Annotated in this window: 18 protein-coding genes; 15 read left to right on the top strand and 3 right to left on the bottom strand. The window is 37.1% G+C overall.

Annotated features, from left to right (window positions below; all coding sequences use genetic code 11):
* Positions 1 to 2: 2 nt before the first annotated feature.
* Positions 3 to 3,407 (bottom strand): isoleucine--tRNA ligase, encoded by a 3,405-nt coding sequence (ileS, locus tag AEQSU_RS07320; protein WP_014782227.1) that lies wholly within the window; start codon positions 3,405 to 3,407, stop codon positions 3 to 5.
* Positions 3,408 to 3,553: 146 nt separating this feature from the next.
* On the bottom strand, positions 3,554 to 4,090 hold the full coding sequence (locus AEQSU_RS07315) for a hypothetical protein (RefSeq protein WP_014782226.1): 537 nt from the start codon (positions 4,088 to 4,090) through the stop codon (positions 3,554 to 3,556).
* Positions 4,091 to 4,516: 426 nt separating this feature from the next.
* Here AEQSU_RS07315 and AEQSU_RS07310 point away from each other — a divergent pair, with 426 nt between their 5' ends.
* The 14 genes from AEQSU_RS07310 to AEQSU_RS07245 all read left to right on the top strand — a co-directional run bounded on the left by AEQSU_RS07310 (position 4,517) and on the right by AEQSU_RS07245 (position 21,069).
* Complete coding sequence (locus AEQSU_RS07310) at positions 4,517 to 6,589, top strand: protein-disulfide reductase DsbD family protein (RefSeq protein WP_014782225.1); 2,073 nt, start codon at positions 4,517 to 4,519, stop codon at positions 6,587 to 6,589.
* A 65-nt stretch (positions 6,590 to 6,654) separates the two neighbouring features.
* Positions 6,655 to 8,148, top strand: a complete 1,494-nt coding sequence (locus AEQSU_RS07305; RefSeq protein ID WP_014782224.1) for an aminotransferase class V-fold PLP-dependent enzyme — start codon at positions 6,655 to 6,657, stop codon at positions 8,146 to 8,148.
* A 27-nt stretch (positions 8,149 to 8,175) separates the two neighbouring features.
* Positions 8,176 to 9,093: a DUF6268 family outer membrane beta-barrel protein gene (locus tag AEQSU_RS07300; protein WP_014782223.1), complete on the top strand. Its 918-nt coding sequence runs from the start codon at positions 8,176 to 8,178 to the stop codon at positions 9,091 to 9,093.
* Between the two features lie 147 nt (positions 9,094 to 9,240).
* Complete coding sequence (locus tag AEQSU_RS07295) at positions 9,241 to 9,594, top strand: DNA gyrase inhibitor YacG (RefSeq protein WP_014782222.1); 354 nt, start codon at positions 9,241 to 9,243, stop codon at positions 9,592 to 9,594.
* Between the two features lie 143 nt (positions 9,595 to 9,737).
* Positions 9,738 to 10,271, top strand: a complete 534-nt coding sequence (locus tag AEQSU_RS07290; protein WP_014782221.1) for a lipid-binding SYLF domain-containing protein — start codon at positions 9,738 to 9,740, stop codon at positions 10,269 to 10,271.
* Between the two features lie 184 nt (positions 10,272 to 10,455).
* On the top strand, positions 10,456 to 11,544 hold the full coding sequence (locus AEQSU_RS07285; RefSeq protein WP_014782220.1) for a sensor histidine kinase: 1,089 nt from the start codon (positions 10,456 to 10,458) through the stop codon (positions 11,542 to 11,544).
* Between the two features lie 4 nt (positions 11,545 to 11,548).
* On the top strand, positions 11,549 to 12,871 hold the full coding sequence (locus tag AEQSU_RS07280) for a sigma-54-dependent transcriptional regulator (RefSeq protein WP_042491757.1): 1,323 nt from the start codon (positions 11,549 to 11,551) through the stop codon (positions 12,869 to 12,871).
* 361 nt (positions 12,872 to 13,232) lie between these two features.
* Positions 13,233 to 14,528: a Glu/Leu/Phe/Val family dehydrogenase gene (locus tag AEQSU_RS07275; protein WP_014782218.1), complete on the top strand. Its 1,296-nt coding sequence runs from the start codon at positions 13,233 to 13,235 to the stop codon at positions 14,526 to 14,528.
* Between the two features lie 93 nt (positions 14,529 to 14,621).
* Positions 14,622 to 15,038: a GreA/GreB family elongation factor gene (locus AEQSU_RS07270; protein ID WP_014782217.1), complete on the top strand. Its 417-nt coding sequence runs from the start codon at positions 14,622 to 14,624 to the stop codon at positions 15,036 to 15,038.
* Positions 15,039 to 15,110: 72 nt separating this feature from the next.
* The gene (locus tag AEQSU_RS07265; protein ID WP_014782216.1) at positions 15,111 to 15,491 is read left to right on the top strand and encodes a hypothetical protein; all 381 of its coding nucleotides are present in this window, start codon (positions 15,111 to 15,113) and stop codon (positions 15,489 to 15,491) included.
* Positions 15,492 to 15,520: 29 nt separating this feature from the next.
* Positions 15,521 to 16,657: an NAD(P) transhydrogenase subunit alpha gene (locus tag AEQSU_RS07260; RefSeq protein WP_014782215.1), complete on the top strand. Its 1,137-nt coding sequence runs from the start codon at positions 15,521 to 15,523 to the stop codon at positions 16,655 to 16,657.
* 3 nt (positions 16,658 to 16,660) lie between these two features.
* Positions 16,661 to 16,957, top strand: coding sequence for an NAD(P) transhydrogenase subunit alpha part 2 (locus AEQSU_RS07255; protein WP_014782214.1), 297 nt, complete (start codon positions 16,661 to 16,663; stop codon positions 16,955 to 16,957).
* Positions 16,958 to 17,072: 115 nt separating this feature from the next.
* Positions 17,073 to 18,461, top strand: coding sequence for an NAD(P)(+) transhydrogenase (Re/Si-specific) subunit beta (locus tag AEQSU_RS07250; RefSeq protein ID WP_014782213.1), 1,389 nt, complete (start codon positions 17,073 to 17,075; stop codon positions 18,459 to 18,461).
* Between the two features lie 166 nt (positions 18,462 to 18,627).
* Complete coding sequence (locus AEQSU_RS07245) at positions 18,628 to 21,069, top strand: T9SS type A sorting domain-containing protein (protein WP_014782212.1); 2,442 nt, start codon at positions 18,628 to 18,630, stop codon at positions 21,067 to 21,069.
* A 2-nt stretch (positions 21,070 to 21,071) separates the two neighbouring features.
* On the opposite strand, the gene AEQSU_RS07240 is transcribed toward AEQSU_RS07245, so the two are convergent.
* Entirely contained in the window at positions 21,072 to 21,692 is a 621-nt protein-coding gene (locus AEQSU_RS07240; RefSeq protein WP_014782211.1) for a hypothetical protein, read from the bottom strand.
* Between the two features lie 102 nt (positions 21,693 to 21,794).
* On the opposite strand from AEQSU_RS07240, the gene AEQSU_RS07235 reads away from it, so the two are divergent.
* Positions 21,795 to 23,363 (top strand): serine hydrolase, encoded by a 1,569-nt coding sequence (locus AEQSU_RS07235; protein WP_014782210.1) that lies wholly within the window; start codon positions 21,795 to 21,797, stop codon positions 23,361 to 23,363.
* The last annotated feature ends 126 nt before the right edge of the window (positions 23,364 to 23,489 follow it).

Here is a 23,489-nt window from a genome sequence, read left to right as displayed (position 1 = left end):
AGCTAATGTTTTTTAATGCTTATACGTGTTTCAATATCGTCAAATGCAATTTCTGATCCGTCTTTTAATTGTGGTTGAAATTGCAAAACCTCCGTTAATGTTTCTTCTTTTATATATTGAAGGTTTTGGTTAACCGCAACCTCAATTTCTTCGTTATTTTGAAGGCTAACTTCAATCCTGTCTGTCACCTCAAACCCGCTGTCTTTTCGCAGGTTTTGAATTCTATTTACCAATTCTCTGGCAATTCCTTCATTTCTTAAATCTGGCGTTATTGTAACGTCTAACGCCACCGTAACTCCATTGGCATTTGCAACCAACCATCCCTCAATATCTTGGGAACTTATGATTACGTCACCAAGCGCCAAAGTAGTATTTTTTTCATTAATAAAAACAGATATTACACCATCTTTTTCAAGTGTTGCGATCTGTTGTTGGTCAAAGGTTGAAATAGCTGCTGCCACTGACTTCATGTCTTTTCCAAAACGCGGGCCAAGAGCTTTAAAATCTGGCTTTATTTGTTTTACCAACATGCCAGAACCTTCATCTATCAACTCAATTTCCTTTACGTTTACTTCGCTTTTAATCAAATTTGAAACGGCAAGAATTTCTTCTTTCTCAGAATCTTCCAAAACCGGAATCATAATTTTTTGAAGCGGTTGGCGCACTTTTATCTTCTCTCTCTGTCTTAACGAAAGCACTAAAGATGCTATTGTCTGTGCCTTCTGCATTTTGTGTTCCAACTTTTTATCTATGAAAGAAGGATTTGATTTTGGAAAATCAGTTAAATGTACTGATTGCTTTTTGTCTTGATTAACGTTATTCGTTAAATCTTTATAAAGCCTGTCCATAAAGAACGGAGCTACGGGAGCACTAAGTTTTGCAACGGTTTCCAGACAGGTATAAAGAGTTTGGTATGCCGAGATTTTATCGTCATTATAGCTTCCTTTCCAGTAACGTCTTCTACTTAAACGCACAAACCAGTTGCTCAAATTTTCCTGAACAAATTCTGAAATTGCTCGTGTTGCCTTTGTTGGCTCATAATCTGCATAATAATCGTCCACTTTTTGGATGAGCGTATGCAATTCTGAAAGTATCCAACGGTCAATTTCCGGACGTTTTTCCAGCGGAAGGTCTTCCTCAAGATACTCAAAATTATCGAGATTGGCGTATAAGCTGAAAAAACTGTAGGTATTATAAAGCGTTCCGAAGAATTTATTACGCACCTCTGAAATTCCGTCTTGGTCAAATTTTAGGTTGTCCCAAGGGTTTGCGTTACTTATCATATACCACCGTGTGGCATCTGGGCCAAAAACATCCAACGTTTCAAAAGGATCAACGGCATTGCCGAGACGCTTGCTCATTTTCTGACCGTTTTTGTCTAAAACAAGTCCGTTGGAAACTACGTTTTTATAGGCAACATCGTCAAAAATCATTGTGGCGATGGCGTGCAAAGTATAAAACCAGCCACGGGTTTGGTCAACACCTTCGGCAATAAAATCTGCTTTGCGCCACGTGTTATCAACCTTTTCTTTGTTTTCAAAGGGATAATGCCATTGCGCATAGGGCATACTTCCACTATCGAACCAAACGTCTATCAAATCTGCTTCGCGCTTCATTGGTTTTCCGCTTGGGGAAACGAGCGTTATTTTGTCCACAATATTTTTATGAAGATCAACTTTCGCGTAGTTTTCTTCGGAAAAATCGTCAGCTTTGAAATCCTCAAAAATATCCTTCTGCATTAAGCCTGCTTCAACAGCTTTCTGCATTTCCGCTTTTAGTTCCTCAATAGAACCAATTATTAGTTCTTCCTTTCCATCTTCTGTTCTCCAAATTGGCAACGGAATTCCCCAATAACGCGAACGGGAAAGATTCCAATCGTTTGCGTTTGCAAGCCAGTTTCCAAAACGGCCCTCGCCAGTTGCTTTCGGTTTCCAGTTTATTTCTTTGTTCAGCTCGAACATTCTATCGCGGAAATCGGTCACTTTTATAAACCAAGAATCCAGCGGATAGTATAAAATTGGTTTATCAGTTCTCCAGCAATTTGGGTAGCTGTGAACGTATTTTTCAACTTTAAAAGCTTTATTTTCTGTCTTTAATTTTATGGCAAGTTCAACGTCAACGGATTTTTCGGGAACATCTGCATCGTCATAATATTCGTTTTTTACATATTTACCAGCAAGTTCCTTCATTTCTGGTCGGAACTTTCCTTGTAAATCTACCAGCGGAACTAGATTGCCATATTCGTCTTTAACCAACATCGGCGGAATTTCCGGAATGGCTTCTTTTGCAACTTTAGCATCGTCTGCTCCAAAAGTTGGAGCGGTGTGTACGATTCCGGTTCCGTCTTCTGTGGTAACAAAATCGCCAGCGATTATTCTGAAAGCGTTTTCAGGATTATCGTGTGGTTTGGCGTAATCAAGCAACTGTTCGTAGCGGATTCCTAATAAATCCGCGCCTTTAAATTCCTTTGAAATAAAGTATGGAATTATTTTATCGCCCTGTATATACCCTTCAAGAATTTCTTCGTTGGGTTTTTCTTCGTAATTTTTAGCAAATTGACTTTCAACTAACTTCTTCGCCAAAACAACGTTTATAGGTTGAAAAGTGTATTGATTGAACGTTTTAACCAAAACATAATCAATCTTCGCACCCACGGTTAGTGCAGTGTTGCTTGGAAGTGTCCACGGCGTAGTTGTCCACGCAAGGAACCAAATGTTGTTTGATTCTTCCGCAAGAAAATCTGGTAAGGTTTCTGCCATTGCTCTAAACTGCGCAACAACGGTTGTATCTGTAATATCTTGATAGGTTCCAGGCTGGTTTAGTTCGTGCGAGCTCAATCCCGTTCCCGCTTTTGGAGAATATGGCTGGATTGTGTAGCCTTTATAAATTAAATTCTTGTTATATATTTCTTTTAGCAACCACCAAACGGTTTCCATATATTTTGGATCATAGGTAATGTACGGATCGGTCATATCTACCCAATAGCCGTAGCTTTCGGTTACTTTGTTCCAAACATCTGTGTAGCGCATCACGGCTTTTTTGCAGGCTGCATTATAGTCTTCCACAGAAATCTTTTTGCCGATGTCTTCTTTGGTTATGCCGAGTTCTTTTTCAACACCCAATTCAATAGGCAAACCGTGGGTATCCCATCCTGCTTTTCTATCTACTTTAAATCCTTTTTGGGTTTTGTAGCGGCAAAAAATATCCTTAATAGCACGCGCCATAACGTGGTGTATACCCGGAAGACCATTGGCAGACGGTGGTCCTTCAAAAAATACAAACGGCTCCGCCCCTTCGCGAATGGAAATACTTTTCTCAAAGATGTTTTCTTCTTTCCAGAAATTGAGTACTTCTTCCGCCAATTTAGGGAGGTCTAGTCCTTTGTGTTCTTTAAATTTTGTGCTCATAAAGTGGGTATTGTAATAAAGTGTGCAAAAGTAAGGTTTTTTGAAGAAATAAATGAACGCTTACGTTTCTATGATTTCAAGAGTTTATAAATGAAAAGCGCCAGTATTTTTAAAATACTGGCGCTTTTAAATTTATCGATTTTTTTCTATCTTGAAAATCTAAGTTCCGAAGAAGTTACTACCGAACTATTATTTGAAACAGTGGTAACTTCTGAATAAAGCGTCATTTCAGTTTCATTGTATTTTTTAATGTCAAAAACCGTAACCGTACCTTCATCATTAGTAATGGTCAATTTATTACTTGTTGTATTTAACGAATAGGTACCTGTGTCCTCAAGATTAACAATTACAATATCACCCACAGTTTGGGAACCATCAGGATTCGTTGTTGTGGTTACTGTATTTATTGAACCACTTACCGTATAGGTGTTATTGGAGTTGAATACAAAGTTTGTATTTTGAAAAACACTGCCAACTGTAACGGCAGAGGATGTAGAAGTTGTTCCATTGCCAAAAGTAATGGTTTCAACTATTCGAAGTTCTAGGAATTTTAATTTGTAAGTATCTACAAAATTTGAGGTAGATAGCGTGTAAGGAGCTGGACCATTGTCATCATCATTTTTGCTACAGCTAACGGCTGCAACAGAAAGGACAAAAAGGAAAATCAATTTTGTTAATTTCATAATAATAAGGTTTTTTTTAATTTTCGGCGAATATAGTGCCATTTCAGTTAGTAACACCAAAATTGTGGTATTATTATATTCTTTAGAAAATATTCAACTAACATTCCTACACTATAATATGAACTTTTTACAATTGTTTTAATGTCTGACAGATTTTAAGCAAAAAGGCAGAATAATAAAATCAATATGATTGCTTCATTATTCAAAATAAATACTTTTGGAAAGAGCCCTTTAAGGCAAGAAGCCATAATTATTTTTGAAATTCTAGTTTTCTACCGTATTTAAACAACTAAATCTCAGAGTATCTTTATATTTGTATTTATTCTTTAAGGGTTTTTTCCAAAAACTGCATCATGATTTTGAATACTGCAATTTTTCCCTCAAATTTGATGTCTTTATAAAGATTCTATATAATATTATTCCCTAATGAAAAAAATATACCTCTTTCTCCTCCTCGCAACCGTTTCACTAGCTTCCGTTCAATCTCAGATTCTTGATCCAGTAAAATGGTCAACTAGCATAAAAAAAATATCGGAAACCGAATATGATTTAATTTCAAAAGCTTCAATTGAAAACAAATGGCACCTCTACTCACAGGTAGTTCCAGATAATGGTCCATTACCAACGAATCTTACTTTTGAAGAAAACAGCGCGTACAAATTAGTAGGAAAAGCAAAAGAAAGTAAAGGCCACACCGTTCACGATCCCGTCTTTGATATGGTCATTACCTTCTTTGAAAACACCGCAACTTTTACACAGCGTATAAAATTAACGGGCGAAAAAGGAACCACCATTAAAGGCGAAGTGGAATTTATGGTTTGCGATGATACCCGTTGCTTGCCACCAAGTTATATAGATTTAGTCTTTAAAATTCCAGCTCCTGATAACAACGCACAAACTGCTGTAAGTCCTGAAGTTTCCAACAATACTGAAACTCCCGAAGAAACTACTGAAATCGTTGAAGAAATTATAGTCGTAGATAGCGCAAAAACTGAAGTTGTAAAAGACACCGTTCAATCTGCTTCAGAATCGTCACTTTCCGCCGTTGAACAAAACAAAAAACACGAGAAAAAAGGACTTTGGACCATCTTTTTAGTTGCCTTCCTTTTTGGATTTACCGCATTGCTTACTCCTTGCGTTTTCCCGATGATACCAATGACGGTTAGCTTTTTCACCAAACAAAGTAAAACAAGAGCTGCCGGAATCAAAAACGCAATTATTTACGGAATTGCAATCATATTAATCTACGTATTTTTAGGTGCAATTGTAACTTGGTTTTTTGGTGCTGATGCGCTCAATGCGCTTTCTACCAATGTATGGTTCAATGTTATATTCTTTGTATTATTAGTAGTATTTGCACTTTCGTTTTTGGGAGCTTTTGAAATTATGTTACCCAACTCTTGGGCCAACAAAGTGGATAAACAGGCAGACCGAGGTGGATTGATAGGAATCTTTTTTATGGCTTTGGCACTAGCTATTGTTTCCTTCTCTTGTACTGGACCTATTATTGGAACCCTTTTAGTTGAAGCCGCCTCTAAAGGAGGAATTGCTCCGTTTGTTGGAATGTTTGGGTTTTCATTAGCCTTGGCAATGCCTTTTGCACTATTTGCAGCATTTCCAGGATGGATGAATTCCTTACCAAAATCAGGAGGTTGGTTGAATACGGTTAAAGTATTCCTAGGATTTTTAGAACTTGCTTTGGCTTTCAAATTTTTATCAAATGCAGATCTTGTTCTTCAACTACACTGGTTGGAACGTGAGGTTTTCTTAGCTATTTGGATAGCTGTTTTTGGCGCTTTGACATTGTATTTATTTGGAAAATTTCAACTGCCGCACGATTCGCCAATGAGCCATTTGTCTGTTGGTCGTTTAAGCTTAGGACTAATTGTAGCTGCATTTACCATTTATTTAATCCCAGGATTGTGGGGAGCACCTTTAAAGTTGATTAGTGGTTTTCCACCGGCAATGAATTATAGCGAATCGCCATACGGTGTTGGTTTTACAAAACTGGGAACTGGCGGAATGGCTAGTACAGAAGAATTTCCAGCAGGCGCTCATCTTGGCCCACACGATATTTTAGCGTTCCACGATTACGAAACTGGATTGGCTTATGCCAAAAAAGTAGGCAAGCCAGTGTTGGTAGATTTTACAGGTTATGCCTGCGTAAACTGCCGAAAAATGGAAGAACGCGTTTGGAGCGAACCAAAAATCTTGAAATTGCTGAATGAAGACATCGTACTAATTTCACTTTATGTAGATGACAAGCGACCACTTCCCGAAGGCGAAGAAATAACTTCAGAAATATCTGGGAAAAAGCTGCGCTATGTAGGACAAAAATGGAGCGAATTCCAAATTCTTAGATACAAAGCAAACGCCCAACCTTTCTATGTTTTAATGGGTCACGATGAAGAAAACCTGATTGATCCTGTTGGTTATACTCCAAATATTGAAGAATATTATGCTTGGCTTCAAAAAGGAGTTGGAGCTTTTAAGAAATAGGAAGCCAGAAACAATTAACTGTGAATAGAATTAAATTATTTTAATTAAATTTTAAAAATAGAATGATGATTTCTTCAGAAGAAAAAACAAAAACCACCGCATTGGAAAAGTACTTTGAACCTTTCCGAAATAATATCGTGGGAATAAACCAAGAATTTGATTCACCCTTCGGAAGAAAGAAAATTATCTATACCGATTGGACTGCCAGTGGACGACTTTATGCTCCCATTGAAGAAAAATTGCTGAAGGATTTTGGACCATTTGTAGCTAATACTCATACCGAAACTTCCGTAACAGGAACCGCAATGACCAAGGCGTATCACGAAGCTCGAAAAATCATAAAAAAACACGTAAACGCTGGCGAGAATGATGTGCTGATTACCTGCGATACTGGTATGACGGGCGCCATCAACAAGTTTCAGCGTATTTTGGGATTGAAAATTCCAGAAAGCATAAAACCTTATACAAAAATCCCAGATGAAATGAGACCTGTGGTTTTTGTGACGCATATGGAGCACCATAGCAACCAAACCACTTGGCTAGAAACTATTGCAGAGGTGGTAGTAGTTCCGCCAGATGAAGATGTTTTGGTCTGTATGAAAAAGTTTGCAAAAACGGTTGAAAAATACAAAGACCATCCTATAAAAATTGCTTCCGTTACTGCTTGCTCCAACGTAACAGGAATTCAAGCGCCTTATCGTGAAATTGCAAAATTGATGCACAAATACGGCGGACTTTGTTTCGTAGATTTTGCTTGTTCAGCACCATACGTTTCAATAGACATGCACCCTGAAGAAGAAGGTGCACATTTGGACGCAGTTCTCTTTTCGCCACATAAATTTTTGGGCGGGCCAGGTTCTAGCGGTGTACTTATTTTCAACAATAATCTTTATAAAAATAGCATTCCAGACAATCCAGGAGGCGGCACCGTTTCTTGGACTAATCCGTGGGGAAACCATAAGTATATTGATGATATTGAAAGCCGTGAAGACGGTGGGACACCAGGTTTTTTACAAACAATTCGCACCGCGCTTTCTATTCGTTTAAAAGAAAAAATGGGCATTGAAAACATTTTGGATCGTGAACACGAACTATTAGAAATTGTTTTTGAAGAGCTTAATGATGTTCCAAACCTTAAAATTCTCGCGCCTCAAATGCAGGAAAGACTGGCAGTTGTAAGCTTTTATATTGACGATTTGCATTTTAATCTAGGTGTAAAATTACTCAATGATCGTTTTGGAATTCAAACCCGTGGTGGTTGCTCTTGTGCTGGAACTTACGGTCATTACTTGCTCCACGTAGATTTGGAAACCTCAACAACCATTACTTGCGAAATTGATGGCGGCGATCTTACCCACAAACCAGGATGGATACGAATGTCTTTCAATCCAACCAGTACAAATGCCGAAGTTCAGTACGTTTGCGATGCCATAAAACAGCTAGCAGAAAACTTCCCGCTTTGGGCTAAAGAATACAGTCATAATTCAAAAAGCAATGAATTTTCGCATAAAAATGAAGTCGTTGATAATAAAATGGTAGAATGGTTTACATTTGAATAATTAAATCGCACTAAACCATTAATCAATTTGAAAAAAATTCTATTAATTGCTTTTCTACTTCCACTCTTCGTTTCTGCACAAGAATATGTAGATCTTTTGAAGGTAAACTACAGTGAAACTTTAAAGAATAATTTTCAAGACATGGACAAAAGTACAACTGTAAAAATCTTTAATGCTGGTCTCATCTTTCCAATTGTCTTGAACGAAAATCAAGCACTTATTACAGGAGCAGATTTCAATAGCAATAATCTCCAGCTTTTTCCGGAGGCACAATTCACTAATCTTTACAGCACTAACTTAAAACTTGGGCTGGCCTCCACTTGGTCAGAAAAATATAGTACTACAGTTGTGCTGCTGCCGAAGATAGCTTCAGATTATAAAAATATTTCTGATGATGATTTCTATCTTGGTGTTTTTGCGCTTTTAAACATGAAGAAAAACGAAAATCTTAAATACCGTTTTGCGGTTTATGTAGCAAAGGAGGCTTTTGGCGTTTATGCCACACCTATTGTTGGTTGGTATTATTTAAGCCCAAACCAACGCTTTGAAATGGATATGAGCTTGCCAATTGCCGCAGATATAAATTATAAATTGGGCAAAACTAATGTTGGGATAGATTATTATGGAATTGGCAAAACTTTTAAAATTCATAATGAAAACACGCCAACGCTTTATGTAGATCATAGTTCTTTGGAATTTTCTGGTTATTTTCAATATAATTTGCTGGAAGAAAGCGTTTTACTTCGTGCAAAAGCCGGCTATTCCACTAATAAGTTTGAAGTTTATAACGAAGACGATAAAATAGATTTTCGGCTTTCCGCCTTCAGTCTTGGAGACGACCGCACACAATTGAATACTTCAATAAATGGCAGTATATTTTTTAGAATTGAAGCTGTTTATAGATTCCACATTAGGGAAACAAATTCCGAAACACCAAATCCCTAGAAAGCTAGAAAGAAAGTAGAACAAAACGATAGCAAGAATTAGTTGCTCCCTTTAGGGTTGGGGTAAGCAAAAAAATTTCAACTTTTATATTTTCGGTCATCAGTCATCCGTCTTTTTTCATTCACAAAAAAATTCTATCTTTAATTTATGGAAAGAATCTGTCCAGAATGTGGAGATAAATTGGTTGGGCGCGCAGACAAAAAATTCTGTAGCGACGCCTGCCGGAATGCGCACAATAATTCGCTCAATAAGGACAACAAAAACTTGGTTAGAAATATTAATAATCGTCTTCGCAAAAACTATCGTATTCTTGAAAATCTAAATAAACAAGATAAAACCAAAACCACCAAAGACAGGCTTTTAAGAATGGGTTTCAGTTTTGAATATTTCACCAGCATTTACACTACAAAAACTGGTTCAACATATTTCTATCTTTACGATCAGGGCTATCTACCGCTGGACAATGATTTTTATCTTTTGGTGAAAAAGGACCTTAAGTAAGCTTCAAAAACACAACTTATTCATTTTAAAGATGTTTTCTTGCAATAGAATTGGCATATTCTTATGTAAAATCTAACACTCTTTTAACCGGCACCGCTTCACATATCCAATACCTTTGATTTCATAACAAAAAAATAAACGCTATGAAAACGAAAAATTTATTAATGATGATGATGCTATTTTTCAGCATCTCACTATTCGCCCAAACTGCAGATGACAAAAAAGTAATTAATGATGCCGCAAATGCAAAAGCTGAATTTCTTAAAGCCAGCCCAAAAATGCAAGGCTATTTTGACGACGCCAAGGCTTACGCTATTTTTCCGAATATAGGAAAAGGAGCAATAATAGTGGGTGCAGCCTCTGGAAATGGAGCGGTTTATGAACGCGGCGTTCTTGTGGGAATGGCAAATATGAAACAATTGGATATTGGTGCACAAATAGGTGGAAAAGCATTTAGCGAAATCGTATTCTTAAAAACTGATAAAGCCGTTCAGCAATTTATGACTGGTAATTTGAAATTTGGATCAAATCTTTCTGCAATTGCCGCTAATCAAGCTCCCCCATCTTTTGACGTTACATATACTGATGGAATGGCGGTCTTTACCTTACCAAAAGAAGGATTAATGGCCGAAGTATCTGTAGGTGGACAGAAATTTGATTTTGATGATTTCGAATAGAAATTAAATTTACAATCTTAAACATTTTCGAATTGTTTCGAGAATTAAAAGAAACCGTTTTAAACCTTTAATGTGTTTAAAACGGTTTTTTAATTAAAAAAATAGCTCCCTTCACAACAATTGCAAATGTTCCGTTACACCTACAATAATTTAATACCTTTGATAAAAACAATTCATCGTTTTTATGACACTTGAAAAAGACCTAAAGGAGCGCATCAAAGAACTTACGTGTTTATACGAAGTATCCTCAATTATTGTAAATAACGATTATAAAGAGTTGGACAAAGCTTTGTATTCCATCGCCCTAAGTGTTCGAAAATCGTTGCTTTATAATAAAAATGCAACGGTTGAAATTAATTCAGACCCATATCATCTTATTTCTTCCGCGTTGCCTAGTAAAACGGTTTTTATTGAATGTAAAATCAACGTTTTTAATCAGCCAAAAGGGTTTATTAAAATTCACTATCCTGCGGATAAATATGTGAAAAAGGATTTTTTAAAAGAAGAAAAACAACTGCTGCAAAACGTGGCTATCAATGTAGGTGATTTGCTGGAACGCGTTTCTTTACGTGAAAATGAGGCGGTCATAAAACGGAAAATGGAGCATGCAGATCGCTTAAGTATTTTGGGCGAAATTACCGCAGGCATAGCCCACGAACTCAACACCCCTTTAGCAAATATTCTAGGGTTCGCGGAACTTCTAAAAAGTAAAGAACCGCACAACCCCCAAACAGAGAAAGATCTTGATAAGATTATAAACAGCGCTATTTTCTCCCGCGAAGTGGTAAAAAAATTAATGTTCTTTGCCTGCGAAATGCCTCAAAATTTGGGTGAATCGAATATAGTTCCAGTTATAAATGAAGCAATGAATCTGCTGGACCCCACTTTTAAAAAGAACGAATTAAAGTACAAAATCAATTTACCAAAAGATGAGGTTTTATTGAAGGCAGACACCATCCAAATAACGCAAGTTATTTTTAATTTGGTGCTAAACGCAATCTATTTTTCTCCGAAAGATGGACTGATTACAATAACCTTGGAGGAAACAAAGAAAACAATTGTAATTAAAATTTCAGACGAAGGTCCAGGAGTATCTGCGGAAAATGTTCAGAAAATATTTCAACCATTTTTCACCACAAAAAGCGTTGGCGATGGCTCTGGACTTGGGCTTAGCGTGGTTCACGGAATTATTCGCAGTCATCGCGGCACCATAGATTATGTGGCCAACAATCCCACAGGTGCCGTTTTTATTATTACTTTTCCAAAACAATAAACTTTTGATGCTTCAAAAAGAAAACATACTGATAGTAGATGACGACATCAATATCCTGGAATTGATTCAGCGGCATTTACATTCGCTTGACTACCATTCATATAAAGCAGTTTCGGTAAAAGAAGCAGTCGCCATTTTACGCGATACAGAAATTGATTTACTGATTACGGACTTAAATATGCCCGAAGTAGATGGTTTTCAGCTCATTCAATTTGCTTCGGAACATTACCCAAATATGCCAAAACTGGTTGTTACGGGTTATCCTTCAATACAAAATGCGCTTTCCGCAATAAAATCTGGCGCGGTAGATTATTTGGTAAAACCTTTCACAAAAGAAGAATTGAAACAAGGTGTTCTAAAATCACTTTCTACAAAAACAAAGCAAAAAAATACGACAGAAACTTTAGAAGTAAAAAAATACGACGAAATAATTGGCGAAAGTGAAGCCATCAAAAACGTAACCCAAATAATTGAACGCGTAAAGGACAATAAAGCAACAATTTTCATTAGTGGAGAAAGCGGTACTGGTAAAGAACTCGTTGCACGTTCCATACATTACAATGGCAAATTTTCACACGCTCCTTTTATTGCGGTGAATTGTGGTGGAATTCCTGAAAATCTTTTAGAATCGGAACTTTTCGGTTATGTGAAAGGTGCTTTTACGGGAGCAAATGATAATCGAGATGGATTTTTTCAGGCTGCAAACGGAGGTACCATTTTTTTAGACGAAATAGGCAACGCGCCACTTTCAGTACAAGCACGACTTTTACGCGTGCTTCAAGAAAAAGAAGTGATGAAAGTTGGAGAGCGAAAAACTGAAAAAATTGATGTTCGCGTAATAGCAGCAACCAATAGCAATCTCAGAGAAATGATTGCCAAGGAAATCTTTCGCGAAGACTTATTTTATCGTTTAACTGTTGTGGAAATCGCCGTTCCACCACTACGGGTACGCAAGGAAGACATTCCGCTATTGGCAGATAAATTTCTTTTTAAATACGGCAATGAATATAAGGACCGATACATTTCGGTAGACAATGAAGCCAAAACGCTAATACAAAGATATGATTGGCCTGGTAATATTCGCGAGTTGGAAAACGTGATTCAGCGCGCCGTGATTATGTGCGACCGCACTATCGGTGTAAAAGATTTACCTGAAACCTTAAAATATCAAATAGATTTTCCAGAGGATAACGAACTACTTTCCTTAAAGGAAATGGAGAAAAAGTATGTTGAAAAAGTATTGGCTGCGACTGGAAATAACCAAACCAAAGCCGCAGAAATACTTAATATCGATAGAAAAACCTTGCGAGGGAAAATTAAGGAATAAATTTTCTAAAGCACCAAATGTCAAATTCCAAAAACCAAACTCCAAATTCCGACTCTGGAATTTGGTTTTTTATTTTTGAAATTTAAATCTAGGTGAGTAATTTTTCCCCAATGCTGGAATTTTTCCCCAATAACTTCAGAATAGAAATTTACTTAAAATTACTTAACGTATTGCTTTATAGCCCCTTAATCATAATTCAATGACAATTAGATTTGATGGCACACACATTGCCAATAGCAATGGCAAACAATAAGTAACACGGTTTTAAAGTGTTTTTTGAGAATATTAGCACCAAACCAGAGAACATTGTTGAAAATAAAAACTAGTAAGCCAGAAATGGCAACAATTAAATAATAATAAAATGACAAACGAACAAACAGTGGAAAAACCCAAACCATTAAAAAGAGGAATGTTGGACAACGTGTTGGAACAATTCAACAGCGCTGCAGATAAAATAGATCTGAATCCAAACGTTCGCAAAATTCTTAGCATCACTAACACCGAAATCATCATTCACTTTCCAGTGCGGATGGACAATGGCGAGGTAGAAGTATTCACAGGCTACCGTGTGCAGCATAACAATGCACTTGGACCATACAAAGGTGGTCTTCGCTATCACCCAACGGTAGATATTGATGCAGCTCGCGCTTTGGCTATGTGGATGACTTGGAAAACTTCTTTGGCAGGTTTGCCTTACGGTGGTGCAAAAGGAGGAATCCAGATTGATCCTTCAATATATTCAAAAGGTGAATTGGAGCGTATTACGCGTAGATTCACATATGCTTTGGGTGAAAACATTGGTCCAGAACATGACATTCCTGCACCAGACGTAAACACCAACGACCAAACAATGGCTTGGATTGCGGATACTTATATGAGTACTAAAAGTACCAGCGAACGTTCTAAAAACCAGCACGTAGTTACAGGAAAACCAGTAGGTAGCGGTGGTTTGGAAGGTCGCGATCGCGCTACTGGTTACGGCGTATATTTAACCATCAAATTTTGGTCGGAAAAGAACAACGAAACTTTAAAAGGTAAAAAATTCATCGTTCAAGGTTTTGGAAATGTAGGCTATTGGGCTGCACATTTTCTTGAAAATGAAGGTGCACTTTTAGTAGGTGTTCAAGATGCCTTCGGAAGTGTTCAAAACCAAAAAGGAATTACTGTTGAGGATCTTTTCAACTACGGAAAAGCCAATAATGGCAGCATTGTAGGTTTCCCAGAAGCTTCTGCAATGGAAGGTAAAGATTTCTTCGCCTTAGATTGCGACATCTGCATACCAGCAGCATTGGGCAACCAGATTACTAAAGATAATGCAAGGTCAATAAAAGCATCTTTAATTGCTGAAGGAGCCAACGGCCCAACAGACGTTGAAGGCGAAAAAATATTGATAGAACGCGGCATCACCATAATTCCAGACATTATGTGTAATTCTGGAGGGGTTATAGGAAGTTATTTTGAATGGCTTCAAAACCGTAACGGAGAACTTTGGCAAATGGACGAAATCTTGGAGAAGCTGGAGAAAAAACTTCGCACTACCTTCAAAAAAGTTACTGCATATTCCGAAGAAAACAATATCGATATGCGTACCGCTGCTTTCAGTATCGCAATAGCGCGAATTGAAAAGGCATACATTTTAAGAGGAATTTTCCCATAATAAAAAATTGTGAATGGGACATCTTTTATTTTTCGGGAAACGAATATCAATTCCTGAAGATGTCCCATTTTACATTGAAAAATATACGACGAGATGAAATATGGAAATTTGATATTGGAAAAAAAAGAATACGTTTTTTTGAAACGTCTTTTGAATGTTTCCGGCTATTATAAAGACGAAAACACGAAAGATTCCTTAAAAAAACTAAGTGCCGAGATGACCACCGCACGTATTTGTGATCATGATGAAATGCCTACAGACGTAATCCGATTCAACAGTATTGTTACGGTAAAATCAGGAACTTGGGAGACAGAATTTCAATTGGTAATTCCAACTGAGCGCGATATTGCGGCAAACAAGATTTCCATTTTGGCGCCGATGGGCTCTGCAGTTATGGGCTATGCCGAGGAAGATTCAGTAATCTGGAATTTTCCAAACGGAGCCAAGGAACTGCAAATAACAAGCGTAAAGCAAGCAGAAAAACCGATAGACATAGACGTTCTATTATAGAAAATAAAAGACTTTAGCTGAAGAAATACTTTCGTCTAAAGTCTTTTTTAATGAAACATTAAAACAAATAGCATGCAAATTTATAATCACGATTCTCAAGAAGCAATTACTTTTAAAAATAATTATATAGAGCTGGAAAATTGGATTGACCACCTTAATTATATTGAAAAAGAAATAACCAATTTGGTAAATCTTGGAAAGTCAGAACTTACCGTTAATTCAGAATCTCATCCTGTTCTTTTAAAATTTATATCTGAAAAAGATAAAAATGCTGAAAAATTAAGAGATTTTGAAAAATATAAAGATGGCTTGCCAAAAGCTGTAGAATGTGAAGACGTGGAATGTGATATGTATTTTATCTCCGAGCATGAAAAATTCAGAAATGCTTATATGAGGCATTTAGCAGACTACCGAGAAGTTAAAGAAGAATATTTCAATATTTTGCTGAAATAAGCAAGTAGAAAAAAATTCAAAAAATATTTATGAGCGAACAGCTACAGCCAAAAACCATTGGAATCTTAAAAACCCCAAACGATCCGCGGGTTTGTTTGTTGCCTAAAGAAGTAAAACGTCTAGCAGGAGAATTAAACCTCAACATTCTTTTTGAGCCCGGTCTAGGAAGTACGCTTCAAATTGAAGATGAAGAATATATTCAGGCAGGAGCTACGAGCCAATCTCGGGAATTTATTTTTAAAAATTCAGATACCATTGTATCTATTAATCACACGTTTAGCGATGAAGATGAAATTAAACAAGGTTGTTGTTTCATTGGTATTTTCAACCCTCTTTTTCATGACACTAAACTCGCTATCTACAAAAAACACGGCGCAACCGTTTACAGTTTAGACCTTTTGCCTCGAACCACTTTAGCGCAATCTATGGATGTACTTTCATCTATGGCTTCTTTGGCAGGTTATAGAGCGGTAATAAAAGCTTCCGAAATTTATGATGGTGTGTTTCCAATGTTTACAACCGCCGCAGGAACGCTTACTCCAGTAAAAGTTTTAGTTTTAGGCGCAGGTGTTGCAGGTCTTCAGGCTATAGCAACTGCGCGTCGTTTGGGCGCAATGGTGGAAGCTTTTGACGTGCGTAAATCTGCGGGTGAAGAAGTTAGAAGCCTTGGTGCAACCTTTATAGAAGTAGAAGGATATACGGAATCCGCAAATGCTGGAGGCTACGCCGTAGAGCAAAGCGAAGAATATCAAAAAAAGCAAAAAGAATTGATTCATAATCATATTCAATCTTCAAATATCGTAATAAGTACGGCAAACATTCCTGGAAGAAAAGCACCTTTGCTTATCGAAACCCGCTCTGTTGAAGCAATGCAACCCGGAAGCGTTATTATTGACCTCGCCGCGGAACAAGGTGGAAACTGCGAACTTTCAAAAAACAAAGAAGTTGTATTACATCACGGAGTTACTATTTTAGGAAACTCAAGTCTTTCTGCAGAAATTCCGGCAGCAGCTTCAAAATTGCTTTCGAATAATTTCTTTTCCTTTTTAAAATACAAACAAAAGGCGGAAACCCAAACCAACGATCCATTACTAACCGGCAGTCAAATATTGAACGAAGGCGAATGGACGCATCCACATTTCAACAAAAACCTACAACCAGCCTAAATTATGGATTTCATCAACCTACACATTCAAGAAATTTATTTTGTTATTTTCTGTGTCTTTATTGGCATTGAAGTAATCGCCAATGTTCCATCCATCCTGCATACTCCGCTTATGTCTGGCGCCAACGCAATTAGCGGTGTTATCTTGGTGGGAGCAGTTATTGTGATGCTCCGAGTGCCAGAGGACGATTATTTAAATCTTGCTTTAGGCGGAATTGCCGTTTTTCTCGGTACACTAAATATTTCCGGAGGATTTTTTGTTACAGGACGAATGCTCAAAATGTTCAGTCCTAAAAAATGAACTAAGACTAAATTACTTAGAACATAAGACGGTTTCGTCAAAAAAATCAGTCCTATGTCTTATGTCCTTTCGTCCTATCTCCCTTAAAACCCAACCAAAATAATTTCAGAAGAAAATGCACGCATTCATAGAAATAGGTTATTTAATCGCCACCCTTTCCTTTTTAGTAGGATTGAAGTTTATGAGTTCCCCAAAAAAAGCAATGACAGGAAATCTAATAGCCGCTATGGGAATGGTTTTGGCTGTTGTTCTTACCTTTATAGCTGCTTTAACAGATACTGTACCGTTCACAAATTTAATAATTATGTTTTTGGCAATAGCCGTGGGAACTGTGATGGGTAAACGCCTTTCTGATAAAGTTGAAATGACCGGAATGCCACAATTAGTTTCGTTGTTCAACGCAACTGGCGGTGGATGTGCAATGCTTTTAGGATTGGTGGAAGCTAATCAAATGGATATTACAACAGCAGTCTTAGGGAATAAAATTCTACTTATTGCAGGTTTAATAACTGGTGCTGTTGCTCTAACAGGAAGTATAATCGCAGAGCGAAAACTAGCTGGAAAAGTAAAAGACAGACGAACTAAAACCGTAATCTTTTCAGCAAGAATACTCTTAGTTTTAATGGTTTTGTTACCAGTGCTTTATTTCTTCGGCTTCATTCCTATTGGCTTTAGTGCTTTTATGTATGTTTTGGCAACTTTAGCAATGGTTTACGGAGTGCTATTTGTTCTTCCTATTGGCGGCGCAGATATGCCAGTTGTAATTTCACTTTTGAATAGTATTACAGGTATAGCCACAGCTTTCGCAGGTTTCGTTTACGGAAACAAAGTGATGATTGCCGGTGGTATTTTTGTGGGCGCGGCTGGAATATTACTTACACTTTTAATGTGTAAAGCGATGAACCGTTCGTTGTTGAAAGTACTTGCAGGAACTTTTAAAAAGAGCAAAAACGGCGCAGTTGAAGAAGAGCAGGAAATAAAGGAAATTAGTATTTCTGAAACAGCTCTTTCACTCTCATTTGCTCAAAAAGTGGCGATTGTTCCGGGATATGGACTTGCAGTGGCACAAGCACAACATCTTTGTGCTCAACTTCAGCAATTATTAGAAAAGAGAAATTGCGAAGTAGATTACATAATCCATCCAGTAGCAGGACGTATGCCAGGACATATGAATGTGCTTCTAGCTGAAGCAAACGTAGATTATTCCCGATTAAAGGAAATGGACGAGGGCAATGAAAACATGGCACAATATGACACTGTTTTAGTAATTGGAGCAAACGACGTTGTAAACCCCGCAGCCGAAAACAATCCAGACAGCCCAGTTTACGGAATGCCAATTATTCGCACCCACGAAAGTAAGCAGGTAATTGTTATGAAACGAAGTATGGGAAAAGGCTATGCTGGCGTGCAGAACGACCTTTTTGGTTTAGATAATTGCAGTATTCTTTTTGGTGATGCGAAGGTTTCTTTACAGGAAATCGTTAATCAGTTGAAGTTGATATAAAAGCAACCCTTCCTTCTCAAAACTCTATGCCCTCTGTGCCTCCGTGGTTTTATTTTACCACGAAGTCACATAGAACAAAAAGAAAATCACCAAATAATTTTAAACTTCAATCATCGTTTCTCCTTTAATCAAATTTTAATATATTGCGAATCTTTAAAAGAAACGGATGAAACCATTATTACTCCCCACAATCATTGCCTGTGCTTTATTCATTAACTCCAATGCACAGATAAACTTCCATCCCCGAATTATTATAGACCAAGGAAGCACCAATGCTCCAAGAGCTGCTTTTGCAGCCGATCTTGATGGCGACGGCCATTTGGATTTAGTTTCAGCTTCGGAATACGATAGTAAAGTTGCTTGGTATAAAAATGATGGCGCTGGAAATCTGGGAGCGCAACAAATTATTTCTTTGGATGTTATTTCTCCTTTTAATGCAAGTGCCGTAGATTTCGACAACGATGGCAATATAGATATTCTAGTTTCTTCAGCTGAAAAAGGAAAAATATTTTGGTTTAAAAATGATGGTTCCGCAAATTTTGGTTCTCCAAGATTAATTACTAATAGTGTAAATGGAATCTCTAATTCCATAGCTACAGATATTGACGGCGATGGAGATATGGATGTCTTGGCAACTTCGGCAGATACTAATAAAATAATCTGGTTTGAAAATACAAACGGACAAGGAAATTTTGGCCCTGAAAATCTAATAAGCAACAATGTTGACCGAGCCATACATATAGCCGTTTCGGATCTTGATGGCGATGGAGATTTAGATATTATAAGTTCCACGCTTTATGGGCCTAAAACCGTATGGTTTGAAAACCTGAATGGGCAAGGAAATTATGGCCCTGAGCAACTTATTGATGACGCCCGTTTTAATGTGTACGCCCTCTATGGTTTTGATGTTGATGCCGATGGAGATAACGATATTGTAACCAATAAAGACGGTGAACTTATTTATTATGAAAACTTAAATGGCCAAGGAAATTTTTCCACAGCACAAACTCTCATAGCAGATAATGTTTCCTATTTTCAATTTAAAGATTTTGACCAAGATGCAGATTTGGATATTCTAGCCCAAGTGAATGGTGACATTGTTTGGTATGAAAACCTGAATGGTCTAGGAGATTTTGGAAACAAACAAATACTTAAAGCCACTGAACGAATAACTATTTTAAATTTTGCAGATATAAATGGTAATGGAGGTTTAGACATAATTACTGGAAATATTTATCAAGACAAAGTAGCTTGGACACCAAATAACGGGCAAAACTCTTACGTCGTTGAAATTGTTTTAAGCATTATAGACGGTGCGCAAGGATCTTATTCTGTACAAGCTGCAGATATTGATGGCGATGGCAATATAGATGCTATTTCTGCAAATGCAGACGCAGAAACTATTACTTGGTATAAAAATACAGATGGTCAAGGTAATTTTGGGCCTACAAGAATAGTAGCCGAAAATCTAAACTATGTGCAATCTGTTTTCGTGGCAGATCTTGATGGTGATGGTGACATGGATGTTTTATCCGCTACGAACGAAAACAATCTTGCCACTTGGTTTAAAAATATAGATGGACAAGGAAATTTTATACAGCAACCGCCCTTTGCTTCAGATTTTCAAGACCCATCGTTTGTGACTTCAGATGATCTAGATGCAGATGGTGATAAAGATGTAATTGTTTTCGACTTCAATTTGGGATTAACCTGGTTTGAAAATTTAAATGGTTTGGGAAATTTCGGACAAGCACAGATAATTGATGGATTTATTGGATATTCAGAATCTATTCATACGGTAGATATAGATGGCGATGGCGACAAAGATATTATTACAGCTATTTACAGCCAAGATAAAATGTTTGCTTGGTATGAAAACTTAGATGGACAAGGAAATTTTGGACCGAAGAAAATTATAGAAGATAATATACTGGGAGCTATCGAAATTTACTACTCAGATCTTGATGGCGACGGAGACATTGATATTCTTGGTTCTATTACTCGTGAAGGTATGGTTGTTTGGTACGAAAACATAAATGGAACCGGAACTTTTGGTCCCAGAAAAATTATTGCTAATCCTTCTCCTACTACACCAGAAGGAATCAGAACAATCGATGCAGACCAAGATGGAGATTTGGATGTGTTTGTAGCAGATTACACAGCAGATACTGTTTCATGGTACGAAAACATGGATGGTCAAGGAAATTTCGGCCCTCAACATATAATCGACACGAATATAAATGGTGTCTTATCTCTTGATACTGCCGATTTTAACAACAACGGAAAAATGGACCTTTTAGCAGGAGCTTTGCTTGGAGATAAGCTTAAATGGTATGATAATTTCGGAACTTTAGCCGTGGAAGACAACAATTTAGACGCTACAGTACTTTATCCAGTTCCAACCAGCGATATTTTAAATATTAAAAGCAATTCAATTATTGTGGAAGTAGTTGTTTACAATGAATTGGGGCAAAATCTTTTAAGTATTCAAAATACAGAAGGTATCAACTCCTTAAATATTGCAACACTTTCCAACGGAATCTATATTATTAAATTGAAGGATTTGAAACAAAACAGTATATCGAAGAAGTTTATCAAGCAAAATTAAAGTTACTCAAAACTTTCAAGACAAACTTTAAGCATTTCCAACTCAAAGAAATCTTCTTCAGAAGAAGCATTATGGGTGAAGAAAAGACAATTAATTTTTTCGCCTACAAAACGTTCGCCCCACAATTCTTCAAAAATAGTTATAAACGCATTTTCCAATTCGGCATCATCTACTTCTGAAAGGCTCAAAGGAAGTAGCAACAAAAGATCAAAAATATCTCGCTCCGGATCCCAAGAATAAACTGTAAAACGGATGTCTTTTGGCGTTATTGAAAAGCCGTCACAAGTAAACGGATCCATCATCATTTTTGGGTCTGTTTCTATTTTTCCCTCCACCAAAGCTTTGATATCCCAATGTTTTATTTCGGGCGCTAGTTCTACCAAACGATTCACATAAATTAGCAAATCTCTATTTCCAGAACACGAAATAGTTAAAATATAGTTTTTACTAGTATCCTTTTCTGGCGATAAAATATTTGGAGTGAGCCCAAAACAATAATCGTCCAACTGCGAACATAGATATGAAAAGGTCTGCATTTTTTTATCTTCCCGCACAAATTCTATCTCGTGGCGAAGTCCTTCCTCAAAATCTTTGAACTCTTCCCAAAATTCCTTAGCTGTCATAATAAAATTTTTAGGGACACAATGTTTGTAGGTGAATGGTTAGTTATCCTAAATTTAAGCAAAAGATTTAATACCTTTAAACTCCAACTATAATTTCTTTATATGAAACCTTTATTTACCAAAATTGCAATTCTTTCTCTTCTAGTTTTATTCTTCAATTTCTCAGTCAATGCACAAGCTTTAAGCGGCTCACAAATTGACAGCATCGTCCAAAAAACAATGAAAACTTTTGATGTTCCTGGAATGGCAGTGGCGGTTTTGAAAGATGGTAAGATATATCACAAAAACACTTACGGCGTGCGTTCCCTAAAAACAAATGAAGCAGTTAATGAAAACACGCTATTCGGAGTAGCCTCTAATACCAAAGCTTTTACAACAGCTGCGCTGGGACAACTTATAGATCAAGGAAAACTTACTTGGGACACCAAAGTAACAGACATTATTCCTGAATTTCAACTTTCCGATTCATACGTAACACGAGAATTTACAATACGCGATCTTATAACCCATAGAAGCGGACTCGGTCTTGGCGCTGGAGATTTGATGGTTTTTCCAGCAGGAAATACAACCACAAAAGCCGAAATGATCCATAACCTTCGGTATTTAAAACCCGTTTCTTCCTTCCGAAGTAAATTTGATTATGATAACTTGCTTTACATTGTTGCCGGTGAAGTTGTTTCAAGAATTTCTGGAAAATCTTATGACGATTATATTTCAGAAAACTTCTTTAAACCATTGAAGATGAATCGCTCTTTGCTTTCCATTCCTCAAATAAAAGCTGACAACAATAGAATTGACGGTCACGCTCCGGTAAACGGAAAACTGGAATTAACGGCAGATACTTTCACCCAAATAGCCACACCCGCTGGAGGAATTTTTGCTTCAATAAACGATATGAGCACTTGGGTTCAAGCCCAATTGAACGATGGAAAATATGGTGAGAAATTGGAGGACAGTCTTTTCAGCAGTAAAGTACATCGCGAAATGTGGACACCACAAACCATTTTAAGAAGTGGAAAAGGGCCTTATAATACTCACTTTTCAGCGTATGGTTTAGGATGGTTTTTGAGTGATGTTAGCGGTTATTTTCAAGTTACTCATACTGGCGGGTTAAATGGAATTGTGAGCCAAGTAACGCTAATTCCAGAAATGGATTTGGGGATTATCGTGCTCACCAATCAACAAAGTGGTGCTGCGTTTACTGCTATTACAAATTCCATAAAAGATGCCTATTTCGGCATAAAAGGCGAAGACAGAATTAAACAATACAACGACCGTCGTTTGGCTGGCGAAAAGAATGAGGAAAGCATTGTTGCCGAAGTAGAGAAAAGTATTGAAACGCAACTTAAAAGTAAAACTCCAAAACCCAATCCGGAAGATTATACAGGAAATTACGAAGACGTTTGGTTCGGCAAAGTCGCAATCAGTAATCAAAACGGAACTCTTCATTTTAAAGCCGAAAAATCTCCAGACTTAACTGGAACAATGACTTTTTACAAAGGAACAACCTATGCAGTGCGTTGGAATGACACCTCTTTAAAAGCAGATGCCTTCGTGAATTTCAGTTTGAATACTGAAGGGAAAGCGGAAGGATTTACAATGAGCCCCATCTCGCCATTGACCGATTTTAGTTATGATTTTCAGGATTTGGAGTTTAACAAAATGAAATAACATCAATCTATTTTTTATCGATAGAAATGTGTTCAATAGTTACGCTTTGGCAACCTCGCTTATATAATTGAAAAAAATAGTAATGGGTTTTTGAAAGCATCCTTTTTCGGTATATATTAATATTTT

The organism is Aequorivita sublithincola DSM 14238 (assembly GCF_000265385.1).
In the GTDB taxonomy this organism is placed as follows: domain Bacteria; phylum Bacteroidota; class Bacteroidia; order Flavobacteriales; family Flavobacteriaceae; genus Aequorivita; species Aequorivita sublithincola.
Note: the sequence above shows the minus strand (reverse complement) of the source record. Positions and strands in the feature narration are given on the sequence as shown.

Coding starts and splice junctions, on each gene's coding strand:
- ileS (WP_014782227.1), bottom strand. CDS start 3,407: ATGAGCACAAAATTTAAAGAACACAAAGGACTAGACCTCCCTAAATTG.
- AEQSU_RS07315 (WP_014782226.1), bottom strand. CDS start 4,090: ATGAAATTAACAAAATTGATTTTCCTTTTTGTCCTTTCTGTTGCAGCC.
- AEQSU_RS07310 (WP_014782225.1), top strand. CDS start 4,517: ATGAAAAAAATATACCTCTTTCTCCTCCTCGCAACCGTTTCACTAGCT.
- AEQSU_RS07305 (WP_014782224.1), top strand. CDS start 6,655: ATGATTTCTTCAGAAGAAAAAACAAAAACCACCGCATTGGAAAAGTAC.
- AEQSU_RS07295 (WP_014782222.1), top strand. CDS start 9,241: ATGGAAAGAATCTGTCCAGAATGTGGAGATAAATTGGTTGGGCGCGCA.
- AEQSU_RS07290 (WP_014782221.1), top strand. CDS start 9,738: ATGAAAACGAAAAATTTATTAATGATGATGATGCTATTTTTCAGCATC.
- AEQSU_RS07285 (WP_014782220.1), top strand. CDS start 10,456: ATGACACTTGAAAAAGACCTAAAGGAGCGCATCAAAGAACTTACGTGT.
- AEQSU_RS07275 (WP_014782218.1), top strand. CDS start 13,233: ATGACAAACGAACAAACAGTGGAAAAACCCAAACCATTAAAAAGAGGA.
- AEQSU_RS07270 (WP_014782217.1), top strand. CDS start 14,622: ATGAAATATGGAAATTTGATATTGGAAAAAAAAGAATACGTTTTTTTG.
- AEQSU_RS07265 (WP_014782216.1), top strand. CDS start 15,111: ATGCAAATTTATAATCACGATTCTCAAGAAGCAATTACTTTTAAAAAT.
- AEQSU_RS07260 (WP_014782215.1), top strand. CDS start 15,521: ATGAGCGAACAGCTACAGCCAAAAACCATTGGAATCTTAAAAACCCCA.
- AEQSU_RS07255 (WP_014782214.1), top strand. CDS start 16,661: ATGGATTTCATCAACCTACACATTCAAGAAATTTATTTTGTTATTTTC.
- AEQSU_RS07250 (WP_014782213.1), top strand. CDS start 17,073: ATGCACGCATTCATAGAAATAGGTTATTTAATCGCCACCCTTTCCTTT.
- AEQSU_RS07245 (WP_014782212.1), top strand. CDS start 18,628: ATGAAACCATTATTACTCCCCACAATCATTGCCTGTGCTTTATTCATT.
- AEQSU_RS07240 (WP_014782211.1), bottom strand. CDS start 21,692: ATGACAGCTAAGGAATTTTGGGAAGAGTTCAAAGATTTTGAGGAAGGA.
- AEQSU_RS07235 (WP_014782210.1), top strand. CDS start 21,795: ATGAAACCTTTATTTACCAAAATTGCAATTCTTTCTCTTCTAGTTTTA.